The 19,276-nt window shown below is 72.2% G+C and carries 17 protein-coding genes and 2 pseudogenes; 7 read left to right on the plus strand and 12 right to left on the minus strand.

The window, feature by feature from the left end:
- Positions 1–38: 38 nt before the first annotated feature.
- Positions 39–167: pseudogene (locus OIE74_RS06320) on the minus strand (maleylpyruvate isomerase N-terminal domain-containing protein); the annotation flags it as partial.
- A gap of 114 nt (positions 168–281) precedes the next feature.
- Between OIE74_RS06320 and OIE74_RS06325 the strand changes: the two are divergent.
- From OIE74_RS06325 to OIE74_RS06340, 4 genes are all read left to right on the plus strand, one after another.
- Positions 282–1,784, plus strand: coding sequence for a bifunctional phosphatase PAP2/diacylglycerol kinase family protein (locus tag OIE74_RS06325; RefSeq protein ID WP_329379270.1), 1,503 nt, complete (start codon positions 282–284; stop codon positions 1,782–1,784).
- A gap of 94 nt (positions 1,785–1,878) precedes the next feature.
- A complete protein-coding gene (locus OIE74_RS06330; protein WP_329379272.1) occupies positions 1,879–2,436 on the plus strand; it encodes a GNAT family N-acetyltransferase in 558 nt (185 codons plus the stop codon).
- Between the two features lie 80 nt (positions 2,437–2,516).
- Positions 2,517–3,326, plus strand: a complete 810-nt coding sequence (locus tag OIE74_RS06335; protein WP_329379274.1) for a methyltransferase domain-containing protein — start codon at positions 2,517–2,519, stop codon at positions 3,324–3,326.
- 235 nt (positions 3,327–3,561) lie between these two features.
- On the plus strand, positions 3,562–3,921 hold the full coding sequence (locus tag OIE74_RS06340; protein WP_329379276.1) for a VOC family protein: 360 nt from the start codon (positions 3,562–3,564) through the stop codon (positions 3,919–3,921).
- Positions 3,922–4,079: 158 nt separating this feature from the next.
- Here OIE74_RS06340 and OIE74_RS06345 read toward each other — a convergent pair whose 3' ends face one another.
- Together OIE74_RS06345 and OIE74_RS06350 are read right to left on the minus strand one after the other, a co-directional pair.
- The gene (locus OIE74_RS06345; RefSeq protein ID WP_329379278.1) at positions 4,080–6,083 is read right to left on the minus strand and encodes a DUF5107 domain-containing protein; all 2,004 of its coding nucleotides are present in this window, start codon (positions 6,081–6,083) and stop codon (positions 4,080–4,082) included.
- Between the two features lie 108 nt (positions 6,084–6,191).
- Positions 6,192–7,088: an arginase family protein gene (locus OIE74_RS06350; protein WP_329379280.1), complete on the minus strand. Its 897-nt coding sequence runs from the start codon at positions 7,086–7,088 to the stop codon at positions 6,192–6,194.
- Positions 7,089–7,156: 68 nt separating this feature from the next.
- Between OIE74_RS06350 and OIE74_RS06355 the strand changes: the two genes are divergently transcribed.
- On the plus strand, positions 7,157–7,504 hold the full coding sequence (locus tag OIE74_RS06355; protein ID WP_329379282.1) for a DUF6204 family protein: 348 nt from the start codon (positions 7,157–7,159) through the stop codon (positions 7,502–7,504).
- A 190-nt stretch (positions 7,505–7,694) separates the two neighbouring features.
- Here the strand turns inward: OIE74_RS06355 and OIE74_RS06360 are convergent.
- Positions 7,695–7,856, minus strand: a pseudogene (locus tag OIE74_RS06360) (transposase); the annotation flags it as partial.
- Positions 7,857–7,975: 119 nt separating this feature from the next.
- Between OIE74_RS06360 and OIE74_RS06365 the strand changes: the two are divergent.
- Together OIE74_RS06365 and OIE74_RS06370 are read left to right on the plus strand one after the other, a co-directional pair.
- Positions 7,976–9,493: an MFS transporter gene (locus OIE74_RS06365; RefSeq protein WP_329379284.1), complete on the plus strand. Its 1,518-nt coding sequence runs from the start codon at positions 7,976–7,978 to the stop codon at positions 9,491–9,493.
- A 17-nt stretch (positions 9,494–9,510) separates the two neighbouring features.
- Complete coding sequence (locus OIE74_RS06370) at positions 9,511–10,056, plus strand: TetR/AcrR family transcriptional regulator (RefSeq protein WP_329379286.1); 546 nt, start codon at positions 9,511–9,513, stop codon at positions 10,054–10,056.
- Positions 10,057–10,150: 94 nt separating this feature from the next.
- Here OIE74_RS06370 and OIE74_RS06375 read toward each other — a convergent pair whose 3' ends face one another.
- The 8 genes from OIE74_RS06375 to OIE74_RS06410 form a co-directional block, all read right to left on the minus strand.
- A complete protein-coding gene (locus tag OIE74_RS06375) occupies positions 10,151–11,113 on the minus strand; it encodes a S66 peptidase family protein (protein WP_329379288.1) in 963 nt (320 codons plus the stop codon).
- A complete protein-coding gene (locus tag OIE74_RS06380) occupies positions 11,110–13,125 on the minus strand; it encodes a prolyl oligopeptidase family serine peptidase (RefSeq protein ID WP_329379290.1) in 2,016 nt (671 codons plus the stop codon). The genes OIE74_RS06375 and OIE74_RS06380 overlap by 4 nt, the downstream gene beginning before the upstream one ends.
- 11 nt (positions 13,126–13,136) lie before the next feature.
- Positions 13,137–14,489 (minus strand): M20/M25/M40 family metallo-hydrolase, encoded by a 1,353-nt coding sequence (locus OIE74_RS06385; RefSeq protein ID WP_443076343.1) that lies wholly within the window; start codon positions 14,487–14,489, stop codon positions 13,137–13,139.
- 1 nt (position 14,490) lies between these two features.
- A complete protein-coding gene (locus tag OIE74_RS06390) occupies positions 14,491–15,324 on the minus strand; it encodes a M55 family metallopeptidase (protein WP_329379293.1) in 834 nt (277 codons plus the stop codon).
- A 44-nt stretch (positions 15,325–15,368) separates the two neighbouring features.
- Positions 15,369–16,523: an MFS transporter gene (locus OIE74_RS06395; RefSeq protein WP_329379295.1), complete on the minus strand. Its 1,155-nt coding sequence runs from the start codon at positions 16,521–16,523 to the stop codon at positions 15,369–15,371.
- Between the two features lie 176 nt (positions 16,524–16,699).
- Entirely contained in the window at positions 16,700–17,605 is a 906-nt protein-coding gene (locus OIE74_RS06400; protein ID WP_329379297.1) for an ABC transporter substrate-binding protein, read from the minus strand.
- A 66-nt stretch (positions 17,606–17,671) separates the two neighbouring features.
- Entirely contained in the window at positions 17,672–18,406 is a 735-nt protein-coding gene (locus OIE74_RS06405; protein ID WP_329379299.1) for an ABC transporter ATP-binding protein, read from the minus strand.
- Positions 18,403–19,272, minus strand: coding sequence for an ABC transporter permease (locus OIE74_RS06410; RefSeq protein ID WP_329379302.1), 870 nt, complete (start codon positions 19,270–19,272; stop codon positions 18,403–18,405). The genes OIE74_RS06405 and OIE74_RS06410 overlap by 4 nt, the downstream gene beginning before the upstream one ends.
- Positions 19,273–19,276: the final 4 nt, after the last annotated feature.

The following is a 19,276-nucleotide window of genomic DNA, read 5'->3' on the forward strand; positions in this document are numbered from 1 at the left end:
CGGCCCAGCATCGCGAGCAGCCGGGTCTGGGCGCCGGTGACCAGGTCGCGTACGGACCACGCGGCGCAGGGCGTCGGCGCGCCCCACTGGTCCGCGCGGACGGCGTGCACCCGGTCAGTGAAGAGGTCGAGCGCCTCGTCGTGCCGGTCCAGCAGTGGATCATCCATGCCTCCCACTTTCCCCGGCCGCCCGGCCGGACGCGAGTCCGGCCGGTCCACGGCCCGCTCACGGCCGGCTCCGGGCCCTGCTTGGGGCCGGGGAGTACGGGGTACCCGCGTTCCATGTCCGACATCCACGCGGGCCGTACCCCGGCCGGTCCCGGCACCCCGGCCCGGGTCGCCGCGCTGCTCAGCGGCTGGGACCGGCGGATCTTCCGGTCGGCGGCGAACCGGCACTGGCCGGGCGCCGGACCGGTGCTGCCGCGCCTCAGCCGCTCCGCCAACCACGGTCTCCTCTGGTTCGGCGCCGCCGCCGGAATCGCGCTCCTCGGGCGCGGTCAGCGCTCCCGGCGCGCCGCCCTGCGGGGCGTCGCCTCCCTCGCCGTCGCCTCGGCGGCGATCAACACCGTGGGCAAGCGGTCGGTACGCCGGGTGCGGCCGGTCCGCGACACGGTTCCGGTGATCAGGCAGCTGAGGCGGCAGCCGGTCACCACCTCGTTCCCGTCCGGGCACGCGGCGTCGGCCGCCGCCTTCGCCACGGGTGTCGCCCTGGAGTCGAAGGGCTGGGGGGCGGTGGTGGCGCCCGTCGCCTTCTCCGTCGCGGCGTCCCGCGTCTACACGGGCGTGCACTACCCGAGCGATGTGCTGGTGGGCGCGGCGCTGGGGGTGGGGGCTGCGTACGCCGTACGCGGCATCGTGCCGACCCGCTCCCAGCTGCCGTCGCCGGGACGGCCGCACGCACAGGCACCGGCCCTGCCGGGCGGTGACGGCATGGTGATCGTCGTCAACCGCGCGTCGGGCTCGTCGGACGCCGCGGGCGCGCTGCGCGACTCGCTGCCGCTCGCGGAGTTCGTGGAGTGCGACCCCGATGAGGTGAACACGGAGCTGGCGAAGGCGGCGGACCGCTGCACCGCGCTCGGCGTGGTCGGCGGCGACGGCACGGTCAACCGGGCCGCGGTGGTCGCCGCCCGGCACCGGTTGCCGCTGGCGGTGTTCCCCGGCGGCACGCTGAACCACTTCGCGTACGACCTCGGCATCGAGGACTCGCAGGACACCTGCCGCGCGATGGAGGCGGGCGACGCGGTCCGCGTCGACCTCGGGCGGTTCACCGGGCCCGACGGGGCGAGCGGCCACTTCCTCAACACCTTCAGCCTGGGCGTCTATCCGGAGCTGGTACGTGTACGGGAGCACTGGGCGCCGCGGATCGGCGGCTGGCCCGCCGGGGTGGTCGCCGCGTCGAAGGTGCTGCGCGGCCAGCACCAGCTGGAGGCGGAGTTCGACGGCCGGCACCGGTCGCTGTGGATGCTGTTCGCGGGGAACAGCATCTACCAGCGCTTCGGGTTCACGCCGGGCCACCGGCACGATCTGGCGGACGGTCTGCTGGACGTCCGGATCGTGCACGGCGGGAGCTTCCCCAGCCTGCGGCTGCTGGCCGCGGCGGCGGCCGGACCGCTGAGCCGGTCGCCGGTGCACGCGGCGGAGCGGATGCGGCGGGTGCGGATCACGGGCATCGCGCCGGGTACGCCGCTGGCCTTCGACGGCGAAGTGGCCGAGTCACCGGTCGAGTTGACGATCGACAAGGCGAACGAGGCACTGACGGTGTACCGCCCCCGCGTGTTCCTGTGAGCGGGGGCGGGGCGCGGCCGGGGGGCGAGCGCGGGGCGCGGGCGCGGGAGATATCGGTGGCGCGGGCCGGGGCCCGGGGCCGAAGCTCGGACGCATGGAATCCGTGTCCGCTCCCTTCCTCGAAACCCCGCGGCTGCGGCTGCGTGCCTGCGACGAGGCCGACCTCGGCCGGCTCATCGCGCTGGACAACGACCCCGGCGTGAAGCGCTTCATCGACGGCGGCGTGCCCGTCGAGCCCAAGACGTTCCGGGCCGAGGCCCTGCCCCGGCTGCTCGGGCGCGGCTTCTGGGCGGCGGAGGAGCGGTCCACCGGCGAGTGGCTGGGCTGGTTCGAGCTACGGCCGCTGAACGACCCCGGGTGGGCGGAGGTGGAGCTGGGGTACCGGCTGCACCGGGCGGTGTGGGGCCGGGGCTACGCCACGGAGGGCGCCCGAGCGCTCGTGCGCAAGGCCTTCACCGAGCTGGGCACCGAGCGGGTCACGGCGAACACGATGACGGTCAACACGGCCTCCCGGCGGGTCATGGAGAAGGCCGGGCTGCTCTTCGTCCGTACGTACGCCGAGGAGTGGCCGGAGGTCATCGAGGGCTCGGAGCAGGGGGATGTGGAGTACGCGCTCACGCGCGGGGAGTGGCGGCGCACGACTTCCGGGTGACCACAGTGCGAGACACGGGTCTCATATTCCGACATCGCGGCGTACCGTGACGGGATCACTTCACGAGAGGGAGTCCGGTCATGCCGAGAGAGACCGCCGTCTACACCCACGGCCACCACGAGTCGGTCCTGCGTTCGCACAGCTGGCGCACGGCGGCGAACTCGGCTGCGTATCTCCTGCCCGAACTCCGTTCCGGACTCGACGTGTTGGACGTGGGCTGCGGTCCCGGCACCATCACCGCCGACCTGGCCGCGCTGGTGGCGCCCGGCACGGTGACCGCGGTGGACGCGGCGGCGGACGTCCTGGAGCGGGCCGGGGAGGCGGTCGCGGCGCGCGGTCTGGACAACATCCGTTTCGCGGTCGCCGATGTCCACGCCCTGGACTTCCCCGACGACTCGTTCGACGTGGTCCACGCCCACCAGGTGCTCCAGCACGTCGGGGACCCCGTACAGGCACTGCGCGAGATGCGCCGGGTGTGCAGGCCCGGAGGCATCGTCGCGGCGCGCGACAGCGACTACGGCGCGTTCACCTGGTACCCGTCGTCCCCCGCGCTGGACGGCTGGCAGGAGTTGTACCGGACGGTGGCCCGCGCGAACGGCGGCGAGCCCGACGCGGGCCGCAGGCTCGCCTCCTGGGCCCGCCGCGCGGGCTTCACGGACATCACGTCCACGGCGGCGGCGTGGTGCTTCGCGACGCCGGACGAGCGCGCGTGGTGGAGCGGGCTGTGGGCGGAGCGGACGACCGCGTCGCTCTACGCGGAACTGGCCGTACGCGGCGGCCACGCGGACGCGGCGCGGCTCGCCGGGATCGCGGAGGCGTGGCGCGCGTGGGGCGGGGAGCCCGACGCGTGGTTCATGGTCCCGCACGGTGAAATCCTGTGCCGGGTATGAGGGTTGGTTCCCCCGGGCCCTGTCTTCGAAGTAGCGCCGTCCGCCCGCAGGGCGGGGCCCGCGGCGGCTGGTGCGGTGCATCGCAAGGCGGAGGATCTCCCGTGTACTGGACGTACTCGGGAGACTCCGACAACGCGGCGAGGTGCCGTGCCAGGCGCCGCGGGCCAGGCGGGACTTCGAAGACAGGGCCCGGGTTCATGGTCGCGGAGATCGGTGCTTCGCTACCCTCACCCGTATGGAAATCCTGGGAACCACGCTGCGCATCTGCGTCGACGACCTGGAGACGTCGGTCGCCTTCTACGAACGGCTGACCGGCAGTCCCGCGCTCCGTTTCGAGCGCGGTGGGGTCTCCGTCGCCGCCGTGAGTTGCTTCCTGTTGATGAGCGGTCCCGCGGAGGAGATCGAGGTGCTGCGGAAGGTCACCGCGACGATCGCCGTCAAGGACGTGGACGAGGCGTTCGCCGCGCTCACGGACGTCGGCGCCCAGGTCCTCGCGGGCCCGGTCCCCACCCCCGCCGGCCGCAACCTGATCGCGGTCCACCCGGACGGCTCGGTCTTCGAGTACGTGGACCGCAACCCGGTCCGGGTTGGCTGACGACTCCCGGGCACGCGCCTCCACGCACCGGGCGAGCCGCGGTCGCGGCTCGCCCGGCGACGACCACGTCCCGGCGCGCACCAAGCGTCCAACGCCGGACGGGACTTCACGGACACGCTCCGTGCCGCCCTCCCGACTCCCCTAGCGCGACGCCCCGTTCAGTCCCCCGGGCGCATCCGGTAGTCGTACGTCTCCGGCAGGGGGTCGTCCGTCAGGGATGACCAGACCTCGTTCAGTGTCTCCTCGCCCTCCCGCAGGTCCGCCACCTCGAAGCCCGCGTCGAACACCGCGCGTGCCGCGGTCTTGTCGCCCTCGGCGAGCAGCAGTTGGGCCTCGATCAGCCGGAAGGCTCCGCGCTCCCGGATCTCCGGCGAGAGCCGGTCCCAGACCCGGCGCCCGTCCCCCGCGCGGTCGGCGGCGAGCAGCACGGCGATCGACTCGCGGGCCAGCGCCACCGTGGCCGCCGTCCAGGACTCGCCGTCGGCCCCGGCCCGGACGGTCTCCTCCCCGCGCTCGCGGCACAGGTCGTTGAAAGCCTCCAGATACAGATCGGCGGCCCGCTCGGGGTTGCCGTCCTCCCGGTCGGCGACGGCCAGGCAGCGCAGCAACGGCCAGCGGGAGGAGGCCAGTTTGAGGCCGCGTTCCCAGCTCCGTACGGCCTGGGCCAGATCGCCCGCGTGCCACTGCGTGACGCCCAGGTGATACTCCGTCAGCGGCTCGGCGGGCGCCGTCTCCAGCATGTCGCGCCAGTGCGGGGCGACTTGCGTCGGGCCCGGCGGCTCGGCCTTCCGTGCCTTCAGGAAGGTGCCATGGGTGAACAGCTCGACCCACGGCGCCTGTTGCTCGCCGAGCATGGACGCGTCGAACGGCGTGCCGGGCAGCTCGTACCCGCCGCGCATCGCGCCGCGCAGCACTTCGAGCGCGCCCCAGCCCGAGCCGGTGGCGAGCCGTTCGCCGGGCTCGTTGTCCGCGTACGGCAGCCAGGCCTCGTACGCGGCGTCGACAGCCGCGCGCGGCAGCGCCTGTTCGAGGCGGGTGCCGACCTCCGCGCGTGCCGCGTCCCAGTCGGTGCCGTGGACGGCGGCGGGATCCGCTTCGAGCGGACCGTACGACTCCAGCCAGCTGAAGTCCTCGTAGCCCTCCAGCTTGACGTGTTCGAGCTGGGTACGGGCCAGCCCTGCCTGGATCTCGGCGTAACCGGGCGTGCCCGGCTCCGTGAGCCACTGCTGCCAGCGTCGCCCGCCGCGCCCCGCTCCCCAGATGAAGAGCTTGCGTCCGCTCAGGGTGTCCGTGGACGTCTGGACGAGCCCGCGTCCGTCCGCGTCGAGCGAGGTGATCCACTTCCGGGCCTCGCGCGGGACTTCGTAGAAGTAGTCCGCCGGGTACTGGCCGCGCAGCGGGTACGTACGGTCCGCGCCGTCGTACTCGGGCACCGGGACGCGGCGCAGGCTCCGTTCGTACCCGAAGTGCCACGCCTCATCGGCGGGTGCCAGGACGCGCGTGTGCTCGTCCTCGGGCACGGCGATGTTGGACCACCAGTAGACGGGCGCGGGCCCCTGGTGCGGATTGCGTATCCGCACGCCGACGTGGAGGAAGTCGGAGTCGTCGGGCAGCCAGAGGTCGACCTGGAACGGCAGGCCCCGCAGCGGCTCCCACTCCCAGAGCCGGAGCATCTCCCCGCCGTCGGGGGCGGGGACGAGCCCGGCGTGCACGGGCGCGCAGGAGAGCGTGGTGTGGCCGGTGGCGCCGATGTTCCACTCGATGCCACCGGAGAACCAGGCGCCGTTGAGCGCGAAGTCGGCGGGCTGGAAGACCGGGTTGCGGTAGAGCAGTTCACGGTCGGTGGGCTTGTGGTGCAGGGAGTGGACGCGCCCGCCGAGCCCCGGCAGAACGGTGGCCCGCAGCCGGTCGTTCTCGATGACTATCGCGTCGAGGTCGGTGCTCACCCGGTCGCGTCCGTAGCCGTCGAGGATCCGCACCGGAAGCAGGGTGCGCAGCGGCTCGTACCCGATCTGCCGCGCCATGTCGCGGGGCAGGTCCCGCTTGGCCCGTTCGTCGACGGAGTGGGTCTCGTCGAGCGGCCGGAGCGCGGGCAGGGGGTTCTCCGGCCCCAAGGGGGCGGCAGGCAGGGTCAGTACGGCACGTCGCACGCTCGTGGCCACTGGCAAACCTCGCTTCGCTCGCTGGGGCCGCCGACGGCTGGATTGGCCGGCGCGCACCCGTTGACCATGGAACACGGTCAAGTGCGTGCCGAACAGAGCACCTTGGGATCAGTCTTGGGTGAGGGCCGCCACAACGATGTCCGCGAGCAGTGCCCCGGCGGTGCCGTCGGGGTCGAGATCGGGGTCGTAGATCGTCAGGTTGAGCCCGACGCAACGGTCCGAGCGGACCAAAACCGTCAGCAGCGACCGGAGTTCATCGGGGAGCAGCCCCCCGGGGTCGGGGCTGTCGACGGCCGGCATCACCTCGGGGTCGAGCACGTCCGCGTCCAGATGCACCCAGAAGCCGTCGGTGACGGGCGTCTCCAGCGTCCGGAGCACGGCGCCCGCGAGATCGGCCGCGCCCCACTCGCGGAACTCCCCCACGGACACGGTGGGGATCCGCAGCCGGGCCAGCTCCTCGCGGTCCTCGTCGTCGTCGCGGATGCCGAAGATCCGTACGTCCTCGTCACGGACGTACGGGCTCAGCCCCTCGATGTCGGTGAGGTCGCTCTGCCCGCGCCCGGTGGCGATGGCCAGCTCCTCGCCACCCGCCGCGCCGACCGACGCCGAGTTCCCGGGGTGCCGGAAGTCGGCGGAGCCGTCGATCGCGGCGATGCCGTACCGCCCGAGCCGCCGCAGCGCGAGCGAGGCGCCGAGCTGGATGGAGCAGTCGCCGCCGAGGACGAGCGGGAAGTCACCGGCCCGCACATGCCGCTCGATCCGGTCGGCGAGGCGGCGGGTGTACGCGGCGATGGCGGCGGCGTTGAAGACACCGTCGCCTTCCTTCCAGTCGCCCCGGTCGTAACGGGGCGGGACGACGACCCCGCCCTCGGACGCGCCGAGCCGCCGCACGATCCGCCGCTCACGCATTGCTCCGGCGAGCTTGTAGCAGCCGGGGACGGTTCCGGGGGCCGGTGGGCGCAGCCCGAGATTGGAGGGGGCGTCGATCACCACGATATTCCGCATGCGGACCATCCTCGGCGTCGTACGCTCCTTCTTCAATGAGGATCTTCGGGAAGTAAGGCGGCACGTCCATGACCACGCAGCACACCTATCGGGTGATCGTCCGCGGGACCTTCGAGCAGTTGATGGACGAGGCGCGTGCGCGGTTGCTGGACGAGCTCGCCGACCACGGGCTCAGCCAGATGCGGTTCACGCCCGAGGGATCGCTCACCTACGACAGGTCGCTCAGGCACTTCTCGTACCGGTTCGAGATCGTGTCCGACGCCGCCGACGGCGAGGAGATGGCCGCCGCCCTCGCCGAGGAGCGGGCGGAGGCGGCGCTGCGCGCGTTCGGCGGGGGTGTCGGCGCCGGGTTCGGGGAGCTGCGGTCGACCGTGACGGACATGGACACGATGAAGATCAACCGGAAGGGCCGCTGAGCCCTCCGGGCGGGTCGTCGCGGATCATGTCCACGGTGATCGCCCAGCGTTCGTGGTCGCGCCAGGCCCCCGTCGATCCGCAGGAAGTCGGGCGAGAAGCCCTCGTGGCGGACGAGGGCTCGGCGTACGTCCCGCGACGAATGCGGCTAATCCGTACGACACCGAGGACAAGTACTGCTCCGGTTCGGGCGCGCGTCTGGACCTCTTCCAGCAGACGAGCCCAGGCGCCATCCGCTTTGCAGCGTGCGAACCGCTCGTATGCCGTCTGCCACGGTTCGTAGCGTTCTGGCAGGTCGCGCCACGGAGCGCCCGTCCGTGACCGCCATAGCACTCCATTGATCACCTGCCGATGCAAGCTTGCCGAGAAAAGCCCAGGTCAGCGATGTGTTACAGGAAGCGCGGTTTCATAACTATACCTTTCGTAAGGTACAGTTATGGGGTCGTGATGGTCTGCTTGAGAGGTGTGCGGAGATGGTTCTGAGTGCGAAGCGGCGCTGGCTGCTGCTCGCGGTGGTGAGTGCGGGGCTGCTGTTGATCACGCTGGACAATTCCATCCTGTACGCGGCGTTGCCGACGCTGGTGGAGGATCTCGGCGCGAGCAGTTCGGAGAGCTTGTGGATCATCAACGCCTATCCGGTGGTGATGGCCGGGCTGCTGCTGGGCAGCGGGACGCTGGGGGACCGGGTGGGGCACCGGCGGATGTTTCTGATCGGTCTGGTGGTCTTCGGGGCCGCCTCGCCGGCCGCCGCGTTCTCGTCGAGCCCGGAGGCACTGATCGCGGCGCGGGCGTTCCTGGCGGTGGGGGCGGCGGCGATGATGCCCGCGACCCTGGCCCTGATCCGTGTCACGTTCGAGGACGAACGTGAGCGCAACGTTGCCATCGCCGTCTGGGGAAGCCTGGCAATCGTGGGCAGCGGGCTCGGCCCGATCGTCAGCGGCATCCTGCTCAACAGCTTCTGGTGGGGGTCGGTCTTCCTCATCAACGTCCCCGTCGTCATCGCGGCGATCATCGCCACGCTGGTCCTCGCGCCCTCCAACGACGCCGATCCCTCCAAGCGCTGGGATCTGATCTCCTCGCTGCTCGCGCTCGTCGCCCTGGTCGGTCTGGTGATCGCGATCAAGGAGACCGCGAAGACCAGCCCCACCCCCCTCGTCATGGCCACCGCCGTCCTCGCGGCGGCAGTGGCCGGGTGGGCGTTCGCCAGGCGGCAGCGCCGCCTGCCTTACCCGCTGCTGGACTTCGCGATCTTCCGCAACCCGGCGTTCCTCGCCGGCGTCCTGGCCGCCGGGCTGTCCATGTTCGCCATCGCCGGTGTCCAGTTGGTCACCACCCAGCGCTTCCAGCTCGTGGAAGGCTTCAGCCCGCTGCGCGCGGGGCTGCTGGTCGCCGCCCTCGCCTTGGGGTCACTGCCGACGGCCATGGTCGGCGGTGCTGTTCTGCACAAGGTCGGTCTCCTGCCCATCGTCGCGGGCGGTCTCGCCCTCAGCACGGCCGGCGCCGCGGTGGTTCTGGTCAGCTTCAACACGAGCATGGAACTGCTGGTGACCGGGTTGCTGATCGCCGGCGCCGGGCTCGGGGCGGCGATGTCTGTCGCTTCCAGCGCGATCATGGGCAACGTCCCGGCCCGCCGGGCCGGCATGGCTTCCTCCATCGAGGAGGTCTCCTACGAGTTCGGCAGCCTCATCGCGGTCGCGCTTCTCGGCAGTCTCCTGACCGCCGTCTACAGCACGACCATCGACCTGCCCGCCGGGGTGCCGGACGGGGCGCGCGACAGTCTCGACGCCGCGCTCGCACTGGGCAAGGACAATCCCTCGCTGATCACCGCGGCCTCCAACGCGTTCGACAGTGCGTACTTCGTCGTGATGGTCGTGGTCACCGCCGTGATGGCCGTCGGCGCGATCGCGACGGGTCTGCTCCTGCGCCGTCACGGGCCCGGATCAGCCCTGACCGCCGCAGCGCACGCCGCCGCAGTCCCAGCACACCACTGACCGGACCGGGAGCAACCATGCGGACCAGCAAACGAACCCAGATTCTTGAAGCGGCCGCCCGCGTCGTGGAGCGCGAGGGCGTCAAGAGCGTCACCTTCGACTCCGTCGCCGCCGAGGCCGGCCTGACCAAGGGCGGTCTCCTCTACCACTTCGCCTCCCGCGACGACCTCGTGCAGGCCATCCACCAGCATCTCGCCGCTCAGTGGGAAGCGGGCATGGCCGCAGCGGCGGGAAAGCCCGCAAGCGAAGCCACTGCCGCCGAACGGCTCACCGCCTACACCCGCGTCGCCACCCAGAGCGCCACCCGCGCCGAGTTGCTGTTCATGCTGGAAGGAGCGACGACCACCGAACACGCCGCCCCCTGGAACGCGGTGATCGAACGCTGGGCACCGCCTCCCGCCCCAGCCATCGACGACCCCGCCGCGCTCGACCGGTTCATCGCCCGCCTGGCCGCCGACGGACTGTGGCTGTACGAATCCCTCACGGCCGAACGTCTCGCCCCCGACCTCCGGCAAGCCATCGCCGAACGCATTGCCGGCACCCTCAACCGCGACGGCGACTGACCGCGATCCAACGGTAACCGCGCCCACCTGCGTAGGCGTGGCATCAAGGGACAGCCGCTGCCGCGCGGGAAATGGTGTCGGACATCGCGCCGGCCTAGTTCGCCAGCGCCGGCTCGTCCAGCGTGAGCGTGGCCGTGCCGTCCGACGCGTCCAGGACCGCCGGGACGCCCAGTGGCACCGTCAGGTTCGTCGGGCCGTGGCCGAAGCCCAGTTCCTCGGCCACCGGGACGCCGAGGGCGCCGAGGCGGTCGAGCATCAGGGTTCGGACCGCCTCGTACGGGCCGCAGCCCGCCCAGGAGCCGAGCGCGACCCCGGCGACCCCGTCCAGCCAGCCGGAGCGCAGGAGTTGGGTGAGGATCCGGTCCAGCCGGTACGGCTCCTCCTCGATGTCCTCGATCAGCAGCAGGCCGCCGGCGGCGGACGGGCGGGCGTGCGGGGTGCCGAGGTCGGCGGCGAGCAGGCTGACGCAGCCGCCGAGGGTGACGCCGTGGGCCCGGCCGGGAACGAGCGCGCCCGCCGTGTCCAGGCCGATGGTCCGGACGGTCTCCGGGTCGAGGAGCGTCGCGCGCAGCGACTCCTGGGTCGCCGGGTCCTTGAGGAAGGTCAGGGCGGCGACCATCGGACCGTGCAGGGTGGAGACTCCCGCGCGTACGGCGAACGCCTCGTGCAGCACGGTGATGTCGCTGTAGCCGACGAAGGCCTTGGGGGGCGCCGCGCGTACGGCGTCCCAGTCGAGCAGGTCGGCCATGCGCTGGGCGCCGTAGCCGCCGCGTGCGCACAGGACGGCCGAGACCGTGGGGTCGCACCAGGCGTCCTGGAGGTCGCGGGCGCGTGCCTCGTCCGATCCCGCGAGATAGTCCAACTCCGCGTGCAGGTCCAGGACATGGGGTGCCACAACGGGGTCGAGGCCCCAGCCGCGCAGGATGTCCAGGCCCGCTTCGAGCCGGTCGGCGGGCACGGGGCCGCTGGGTGCGACGACGGCGACCTTCGCGCCGGGCCGCAGCCGGGGCGCACGCACCAACGGGCCCACGGAAGAGCCGGGGGACACGGGGGTCACTTCCTCAGCTCCAGCACCGGGACGTCGGGGCGGCTGATCCCGAACGTCCGTGCGTACAGGGACAGTTCGGCCTCCAGCGCGCGGACCATCGTGTCCGCCCTGCGGAAGCCGTGGCCCTCCCCCTCGAAGGTGATGTACGCGTGCGGGACGTCGCGCCCGGCCAGTTGGGCGAGGAAGCGTTCGCACTGGACCGGCGGGCAGATCACGTCGTCCAGCCCCTGGAGCAGCAGGAACGGCGCGGTGATCCGGTCGACGTGGTTGATCGGCGAGCGTTCGCGGTAGCGGCCCGGTACGTCGGCGAAGGGACCGACGAGCGACTCCAGATACCGCGACTCGAAGTCGTGCGTCCCGTCCGAGACCCAGCTCGACAGGTCGAGGATCGGGTAGATGACGGTGCCGCACGCGTAGACGTCGGTGGAGGTGAGCGACGCGGCGCTGGTCCAGCCGCCCGCGCTGCCGCCCCGGATCGCGAGCCGGGCGGGATCGGCGGTGCCCTCGTCGGCGAGGGCGCGCGCGACGGCCGCGCAGTCCTCGACGTCGACAACACCCCACTGTTCACGCAGCCGTTCGCGGTAGGCGCGCCCGTAGCCGGTGGAGCCGCCGTAGTTGACCTCGGCGACGCCGATGCCGCGCGAGGTGAAGTAGGCGATCTCCAGGTCGAGTACGAGCGGGGCGTGGCTGGTGGGCCCGCCGTGCGCCCATACGACGTACGGGGGCAACTCCTCGGCGGGCGCGCTGTGGTCGGGGCTGTGCGGCGGGTAGATGTGGGCGTGGATCTCCCGGTCGCCTGGGCCGGTGAACGTACGGATCTGTGGCTCGGGGTAGTACACGGGGTCGACCGGGTCGTCGTGCGCCGAGCCGATGACCCGGGCCCGCCCGGTGGCGGTGTCCAGCTCCACGATCTCGTACGCGCTGCGCGGGCTGGCGCCGACGCCGATCACGCGGGTGCCCCGGACGGCTAGGGTGGCGGCCCATTCGGTCCAGGGCCCCGCCGCGTCGGCGAGTTGGCCGGTCTCGGGGTCGAGGATGCCGAGCGCGGTGGCGCCCTTGCCGTGGACGACGGCGATCATGCCGTCGGCCATCGGCCGGAACCACTGGAGGCCGATCTTCCACAGCGGTCCGCCGAACTCCTCGTCCACGGCCGGGCTCAGCCGGGTGGGCGCGGTGACGCCGCCCGGGGACGACGGGTCGATCCGCAGCCGGTTCAGCTGCCACCAGTCGCCGGGGTCGGAGACGTACAGAAGGGAGCCGTCGGACGCCCAGTCGGCCTGTACGACGGCCTCCTCGGGGCCTCCCGCGACGGTACGGACCCCGGTGAAGGCGTCCGTCCCGGCGGTGTCGGCGAGCAGCAACTCCGTGCCGTCCCAGGGCATTCGGGGGTGGTCCCAGGCGATCCAGGCGACATGCAGGCCGTCCGGTGACACCCGGGGTCCGGTGACGAAGCGGTGCCGGTCGTCGGAGAGTTCGCTCACCGCCGTGCGGTCGTCGGCGGCCGAGCCGTCCAGCGGTACGGAGGCGATGACACGGCGTACGTCGGTGGGCGACTCGCCGGTGAACTCCTCCAGCACGCACCAGACATGGCCGGCGTCGAGCCGCAGTCGCGGATCGGCCCAGCGCAGGGTGCCGGTCCTGCGGCCGTCCGGTGCGGGGGCGGGGGTGAGCGGGCGCGGCGGCCCGTCGCCGTCCGGCTCGTAGGCGTAGAGCCGCTGGTCCGGGAGGTGCGCGAAGACGATGAGCGTGGAGCCGTCGGCCCGTACCGCCCCGTCCCAGGGCCCGCCGCCGTACTCGATGACCCTGGTGCGGACGTTCCAGGGGGCGGGCAGGACCGATTCCTCACGGCCGTCGGACCGGCGGCGTACGAGGACGCGCCGGCCTTCCTCCGTGGGACGCGGTTCCGTCCACCACACCTCGTCGCCGACGGTGCCGACGTACTCCGGCCGCCCGTCGTGCGAGGCGGCCAGCGCGGCGTCGACCGGTGACGGCCATGATCCGTACGGCGCGATCCGCTGCATGCCGGGCTCCCCTATGCCGTCTGGAGATAGTGGTCGAGAACGCGGACCCCGAAGTGCAGGGCGTCCACCGGGACCCGTTCGTCGACGCCGTGGAAGAGGGCCTGGTAGTCGAAGCCGGGGGGCAGCTTCAGCGGCGAGAAGCCGTAGCCGGTGATACCGAGCCGGGAGAACTGCTTGGCGTCGGTGCCGCCCGACATGCAGTACGGCACGACGTGCCCGGCCGGGTCGAACCGCTCGACGGCCGCGCGGAGTTTGGCGTACGTCGGTGAGTCGACCGGCGCCTGGAGGGGCGCCTCGCGGTGGTGGAACTCCCACTCCACGTCGGGTCCGGTCAACTCGTCCATCGTGGTGCGGAATTCGTCCTCGCCGCCCGGCAGCATCCGGCCGTCCACATAGGCGACGGCCTGACCGGGGATCACATTGACCTTGTAACCGGCTTCCAGGACCGTCGGGTTGGCACTGTTGCGCACGGTCGCCTCGACCAGCGCCGCCGCGGGGCCGAGCTTGGCGAGCAGCGCGTCGGGGTCGAAGTGCTCGGACTCGACGTCGGCGTCGAATCCGTGGAGGGCGGCCAGTTCCTTGAGCGCGGCACGGACGGTCGGGGTGAGCCTGAGCGGCCATTCGTGGTGGCCGATGCGGGCGACGGCCGCCGCGAGCCTGCTGACCGCGTTGGTGCGGTTGACCTTGGAGCCGTGGCCCGCCCTGCCGTGTGCGGTGAGCTTGAGCCAGGCGGTGCCGCGTTCGCCCGCGGCGACGGGGTAGAGCGTCATGCCGGGCCCGGCGTGGAAGGTGAAGGCCCCGGACTCGCTGATGCCCTCCGTACAGCCCTCGAAGAGCTCCGGGTGGTGGTCGGCGAGGAAGCCGGAGCCGTCGATCGCGCTGGCCTCCTCGTCGGCGGTGTACGCGATCACGATGTCCCGGCGCGGCCGGACGCCGGCGCGGGCCCAGGCGCGGACGACGGCGAGCACCATCGCGTCCATGTTCTTCATGTCGACGGCCCCGCGACCCCATACGACGCCGTCCCTGACCTCGCCGGAGAAGGGGTGCACGGACCAGTCGGCGGGTTCGGCGGGTACGACGTCCAGATGGCCGTGGACCAGGAGCGCGTCGGCCGTCGGGTCGGTGCCCGGGATGCGCGCGACCACGTTGGTGCGGCCGGTGGTCCGTTCGAGGAGCGCGGGCTCCAGTCCGGCGGCGGCCAGCCGCTCGGCGACGTACTCGGCGGCGGGGCGCTCCCGGCAGTCGCCGCTGCCCCGGTTGGTGGTGTCGATACGGATGAGGTCGGAGGTGAACGACACCGCCTCGTCCAGCGCCACCATGTCGATGGGCTCCGCCCGGTCCGTACTCGCGTTCTCCTGCGTCATGTCAGCCATACTGCTCCTCCACCGCGGCCGAGACGATCGTGGTGACCGCCTTGAAGGTGCGAATGCCCTCGTACATCGTCCCGCTCGTGTACGCGACCCGCCGTTCACCCGCGCGCACCACTCCGGGGACGACGGTGGAGGCGGCGGCGAGATGCTCGGCGTCGAACTCCAGCTCGACGGTGTAGGGGCCGACGGCGACCGGTTCGTACCGTACGGCCAGCGCGGTGGCCTCCTTGGCCGCCGCGCGGATGGCGGCGGCGGTACGCGCGGGGGTGCGGCAGACCGCGGCGTACCGCGAGACATGGTCCTTGACCGCGACCTTGCGGGCGCCCGCCGCGTATCCGTCGGCGTCCGCGCAGGTCAGGTCGTCACCGGTGACGAGGACGACGGGGACGCCGTACTCGGCGACGACCTGCGCGTTGAGCAGGCCCTCACTCGCGCGGGCGCCGTTGAGCCAGACACCGGTGATGGAGTTGGCGAGATAGGTGTGCGCGAGGACGCCTTCGGTGCCCGCGCCCGTGTGGTAGCCGACGAACGCGATCGCGTCGACGTCGCCGTGCTGGACGCCCTCCACCATGCTCAGCGACTTGTGACGGCCGGTGAGCATCTGGGCGCGCTCGTCCAGCTCTTCGAGGAGCAGGTTGCGCATGGTCCAGTGCGCCTCGTTGATCAGCACCTCGTCGGCGCCCCCGTCGAAGAAGCCGAGGACGGCGGCGTTCACGTCCGAGGTGAACAGCGCGCGGCAGCGCTCCCACTGCGGCGTCCCCGGCAGGACGTCGGCCGGCCAGGTCACCCCGGTGGCGCCCTCCATGTCGGCGCTGATGAGGATCTTCATTTCGCCCACGCTACCCGCCGCCGAATCCCCCGGCCAGAGCCCCTTCACCCACCGCCGGGACCCGGCCGGGCCGCCCCGGACATGCTCCGTGCCGATATGACGAGTACGGCCAGCGCCACCAGCGGCGCGCCCGCCGCCGCCGCGAACCCCAGGTCCCCGTACGCGTGGTACATCGGCAGCCACACGGGCGCCGCCGCGGCTCCTCCGAAGAACTGGGCCGACAGGGCGAGCGACGCGGCGCCGCCCCGGTTGTCGGGTGCGCTGGTCACCGCCAGCGTGTTGGTCACCGAGCGCAGGCCCGTCACCGCCGCGCCGACCAGCGCCACGCCCGTCAGGAGCACCGGCAGGCTGGTCGCGAGAGCGGCGGTCACCAGCCCCGTGACGAGCACCGCGTTGGACGCGATGCCGGAGAGGTGCGGGCCCTTCCCGGCGAGCAGACGGCCCGCCAAGGGCGCCGCGCAGATACCGGCCAGCCCGAAGGCCGAGCTGAGCAGCCCGGTCTCCACCGGACCGAGACCGAACCGGTCCCGGGCGCGGAGCACGAGCATCACGGTCAGCCCCACCGACGCGAGATAACAGAGGAACGACACCGAACAGGCCAGCAGCAGACGCCGGTTGGCCAGGGACCGCCACGAGGCGGGCGCGGTCGCGACCCGCCGGGTGGCCGAGGCCGACGGGGGGAAGCACACCAGCAGCAGTCCGCACAGCCCCGGCACCACGAACGCCAGCCGCCAGTGCACCGCCGCGCCCATCCCGCTGAACAGCGGGCTCATGCCCTGCCCGGCCGCCTGTGCGGCGGCGAACCAGCTGAGGGCACGGCCCAGCCGCTCCCCGCCGACGAGGTCGGAGATGGCGGCGACCAGCAGCGGGGTGGTGAAGGCGTTGGCCGCGCCCTGGAGCGCGCGGGCGGTCAGGAAGAGGTCCATCGTCGGAGCCACGGCGCACAGCACCGTCGCCACCACGAACCCGGCGAGCGCCACACGCATCACCCGTCCCCGCCCCCACCGCTCCGCCAGCGTGCCGCTGACCAGCATCAGCGCGGCGAACGGGAGCATGTAGGCGGTGACGGCGCCGGCCGCGAGCCCGGGTGTGCTGTCCAGCCCGGCGGCGACCTCGTGGACGATCGGCGTGACCATCGTGCTGCCGTAGGGGCCGAGGAACCCGCCCACGTACAGGGGCCACACCCGCTGGTCACGCACAGTCGGACCCCTGTCGGGAGAGGAGCGGGAAGGGAGCGGGAGAGGAGGAAGGGCGGGATGCGACGGCGGGGAGGGATGGGAGGATGCGCGCAGACCCGCGGGGGCCGTACGGCGGTTCCAGCGCCGTACGGCCCCCGCGCGTCGCGGGCCCGCGCCCCCGGGGCCCGTCTCCCGGGTCAGGCCGGCAGCAGATTGTCGACCAGCGTGTTGTAGGAGGAGCCGTCCTCCTTGATCAGGTCCCAGCTCCGCATCCAGTCGAAGGTCCGCTGGAACTGCCCCTGCGGGTACGGCGAGGGCTCCACGAACCGCAGGCGCCACCGTGCGAAGTCCGACGGCTTCAGGTCCGGGTCGATCTCCGCCGGGACCTCGCCGATGAGGTGGTGCAGATACGGGTACGGGTCCTCGTTCAGCTTGTGCACGGCCTTGACCACGGCGCGGTTCAGCGCGTCGTAGGTGTCCGCGTCGACCTCGGGGGAAGCGATCTCCGAGCCGACGTAGAACGCCTCGGTGAGGAGCTGGTACCCCTGCTTCTGCGCCACGGTGATCCACGGCTCCATCAGCGCGGCGGCCGGCACCCGCCCGTCGCGCAGCGCCTCGAACCGCTGCTGCGGCCCGCCGACATGCACGACCTTGATCTCCTCACGCGGCAGGAAGCCCTCCAGGGCCTGGAGCGCGAGATAGTGCGACCCGTGGTGGAAGTTCACCGCGACCGCTTCACCGGCCAGGTCCTGCGGGTGCACGGCCGGGGAGTCGGGCCGTACGAAGATGGCCTGGCTGCCGACCGCCGCCCGCTTGCCGACGACCCGGCCGCCGACCTCGGTGTCGTGCGAGCGGCGGATCTGCCCCCACTCGCAGGCGCGGTACAGGGAGGCGTCGCCGTTCTCGAAGTTGGAGCGCACGGTGCCGAAGGCGCTGACCAGTTCGTGGTCGTCGAGGAAGGTGACGGCGGCCTCGTACCCCTTCGGCACGAAGTCGACGTCCAGCCCCTCCTCCTCGTAGTAGCCCTCCTGCTGGGCGACGAGCTGAGGGAGGGAGAAGACCAGGGAGAGCGTCTCCATGGTGATCTTTTTCCTGGGTGCCATGACGGACACCTTTCGTCTCGGTGGGCAGGACCCGGGGCGGGTCCTGTGACAGTGGGGCGCGGGCGGTCAGCCCAGCGCGGCGAGGATCTTGCTGTGGAGATCGAAGACGGCACGGTCCTCGGGCAGCCGGGGGCGGGGCAGGCCGACGGTGAACTCCTCGCGGATCACGGCCGGCCTGCCGTCCAGCACGATCACCCGGTCGGCCAGGAAGGCGGCCTCCAGCGGGTTGTGGGTGACCAGCAGTCCCGTCCGGGGCCTCGCGGTCCACAGGTCCTGGAGCAGCAGCCGCAGCCGGCGCGCGGTCAGCTGGTCCAGCGCGCTGAACGGCTCGTCGAGCAGCACCAGTTCAGGCTCCACCGCGAACGCGCGTGCCACGGCGGCCCGTTGACGCTGCCCGCCGGAGAGCACGGACGGATAGCGGTCCGCGTGGTCGGCGAGTCCGACGTCCGCCAGGGCGGGCCCAGCCCCGGCCGGGTCGAGACCCGCGCTGCGCAGGGCCAGTTCGACGTTGCGGCGTACGGAGATCCAGTCGAGCAGCCGGGGCTGCTGGAAGACGACGCCCAGCCTGCCCTGTTGGCTCCCGCCCGTCTCCACCCGTCCCGCGTCCGGCTGTTCGAGCCCGGCGACCAGATGCAGCAGGGTGGTCTTGCCGGTGCCCGACGCGCCGACGACGGCGACGAGTTCGCCCTCCTCGACCCGCAGCCCGAAGTCTTCGAAGACGGTCTCGCGCTGTCCGGTCCGGCCGGTGGTGAAGCCCTTGGTCACGCCGTCGAGGACGACGCGCGCGGAGTTCGTGCTCATACGGCGGTCACCTTCCGCCAGCGGTTCAGCCGCCGTTCGAGACCTTGCAGGACGCCGTACTCCAGTACGCCCATGACCAGCGCGAACAACAGCGTCCAGCTGAGAACGGCGGCGACGTCCTGGGCGGCGAACTGGTTGTTGAGCTGATAGCCGATCCCGCTGGACATGCCGAACATCTCCACCAGGACGATCACCTTCCAGGACAGCGAAAGACCGAGCCGGGCCCCGGACAGCAGCGCCGGACGCAGCGCGGGCAGCCAGAGGTGGCGGAGCTTGTACCGGGCGGGGAAGCGGTACACATACGCCATCTCCCGCAGGTCTCCGTCCATGGCGAGCGTTCCCTGATAGATGCTCAGGGTCAGCGCGGGCGCCGCCGACAGGGCGACGGCCACCACCGGGTTGGTCAGCGAGATCCCGAACCACATGACGCACAGCAGCGCCCAGACGAGGCCGGGGACGGTCAGGCCGATCAGCACGGCGGGCTCGAAGAACCGGCGCACGAACTCCACCCGGCCCATCGCGATCCCCACGACGACGGCCACGGCGAAGGCGAGCAGAAAACCGAGGGAGACCCTCAGCATGGTGACGCCGAGCGACTCGTAGAACACCGGGTCGGTGACCGCGTCGGTCAACGCCTGCCAGATCACCGGCACTTGGGGCATCAGCGGACTGTCGTCGCGCAGCGCGAGCAGCTGCCAGCCGCCGATGAGCACGACGAAGAACGCGATGACGGGCAGGACGGTCGTGGCCAGTCGGCGTGCGGCCGGACGGCCCGCACGGCGCGGAGGTGGCGGGCGGGGCGGGTCGTCCGGGGACACGGCGGCGGGCGCGGCCGTCCGCGGACTCTTCAGCAGATTCGATGTCACGTCC

The sequence above is a fragment of the Streptomyces sp. NBC_01716 genome (genome assembly GCF_036248275.1).
GTDB lineage: Bacteria > Actinomycetota > Actinomycetes > Streptomycetales > Streptomycetaceae > Streptomyces.

Coding starts and splice junctions, on each gene's coding strand:
- OIE74_RS06390 (WP_329379293.1), bottom strand. CDS start 15,324: ATGAAGATCCTCATCAGCGCCGACATGGAGGGCGCCACCGGGGTGACC.
- OIE74_RS06340 (WP_329379276.1), top strand. CDS start 3,562: ATGGAAATCCTGGGAACCACGCTGCGCATCTGCGTCGACGACCTGGAG.
- OIE74_RS06380 (WP_329379290.1), bottom strand. CDS start 13,125: ATGCAGCGGATCGCGCCGTACGGATCATGGCCGTCACCGGTCGACGCC.
- OIE74_RS06370 (WP_329379286.1), top strand. CDS start 9,511: ATGCGGACCAGCAAACGAACCCAGATTCTTGAAGCGGCCGCCCGCGTC.
- OIE74_RS06330 (WP_329379272.1), top strand. CDS start 1,879: ATGGAATCCGTGTCCGCTCCCTTCCTCGAAACCCCGCGGCTGCGGCTG.
- OIE74_RS06335 (WP_329379274.1), top strand. CDS start 2,517: ATGCCGAGAGAGACCGCCGTCTACACCCACGGCCACCACGAGTCGGTC.
- OIE74_RS06405 (WP_329379299.1), bottom strand. CDS start 18,406: ATGAGCACGAACTCCGCGCGCGTCGTCCTCGACGGCGTGACCAAGGGC.
- OIE74_RS06365 (WP_329379284.1), top strand. CDS start 7,976: ATGGTTCTGAGTGCGAAGCGGCGCTGGCTGCTGCTCGCGGTGGTGAGT.
- OIE74_RS06325 (WP_329379270.1), top strand. CDS start 282: ATGTCCGACATCCACGCGGGCCGTACCCCGGCCGGTCCCGGCACCCCG.
- OIE74_RS06385 (WP_443076343.1), bottom strand. CDS start 14,489: ATGACGCAGGAGAACGCGAGTACGGACCGGGCGGAGCCCATCGACATG.
- OIE74_RS06400 (WP_329379297.1), bottom strand. CDS start 17,605: ATGGCACCCAGGAAAAAGATCACCATGGAGACGCTCTCCCTGGTCTTC.
- OIE74_RS06355 (WP_329379282.1), top strand. CDS start 7,157: ATGACCACGCAGCACACCTATCGGGTGATCGTCCGCGGGACCTTCGAG.
- OIE74_RS06350 (WP_329379280.1), bottom strand. CDS start 7,088: ATGCGGAATATCGTGGTGATCGACGCCCCCTCCAATCTCGGGCTGCGC.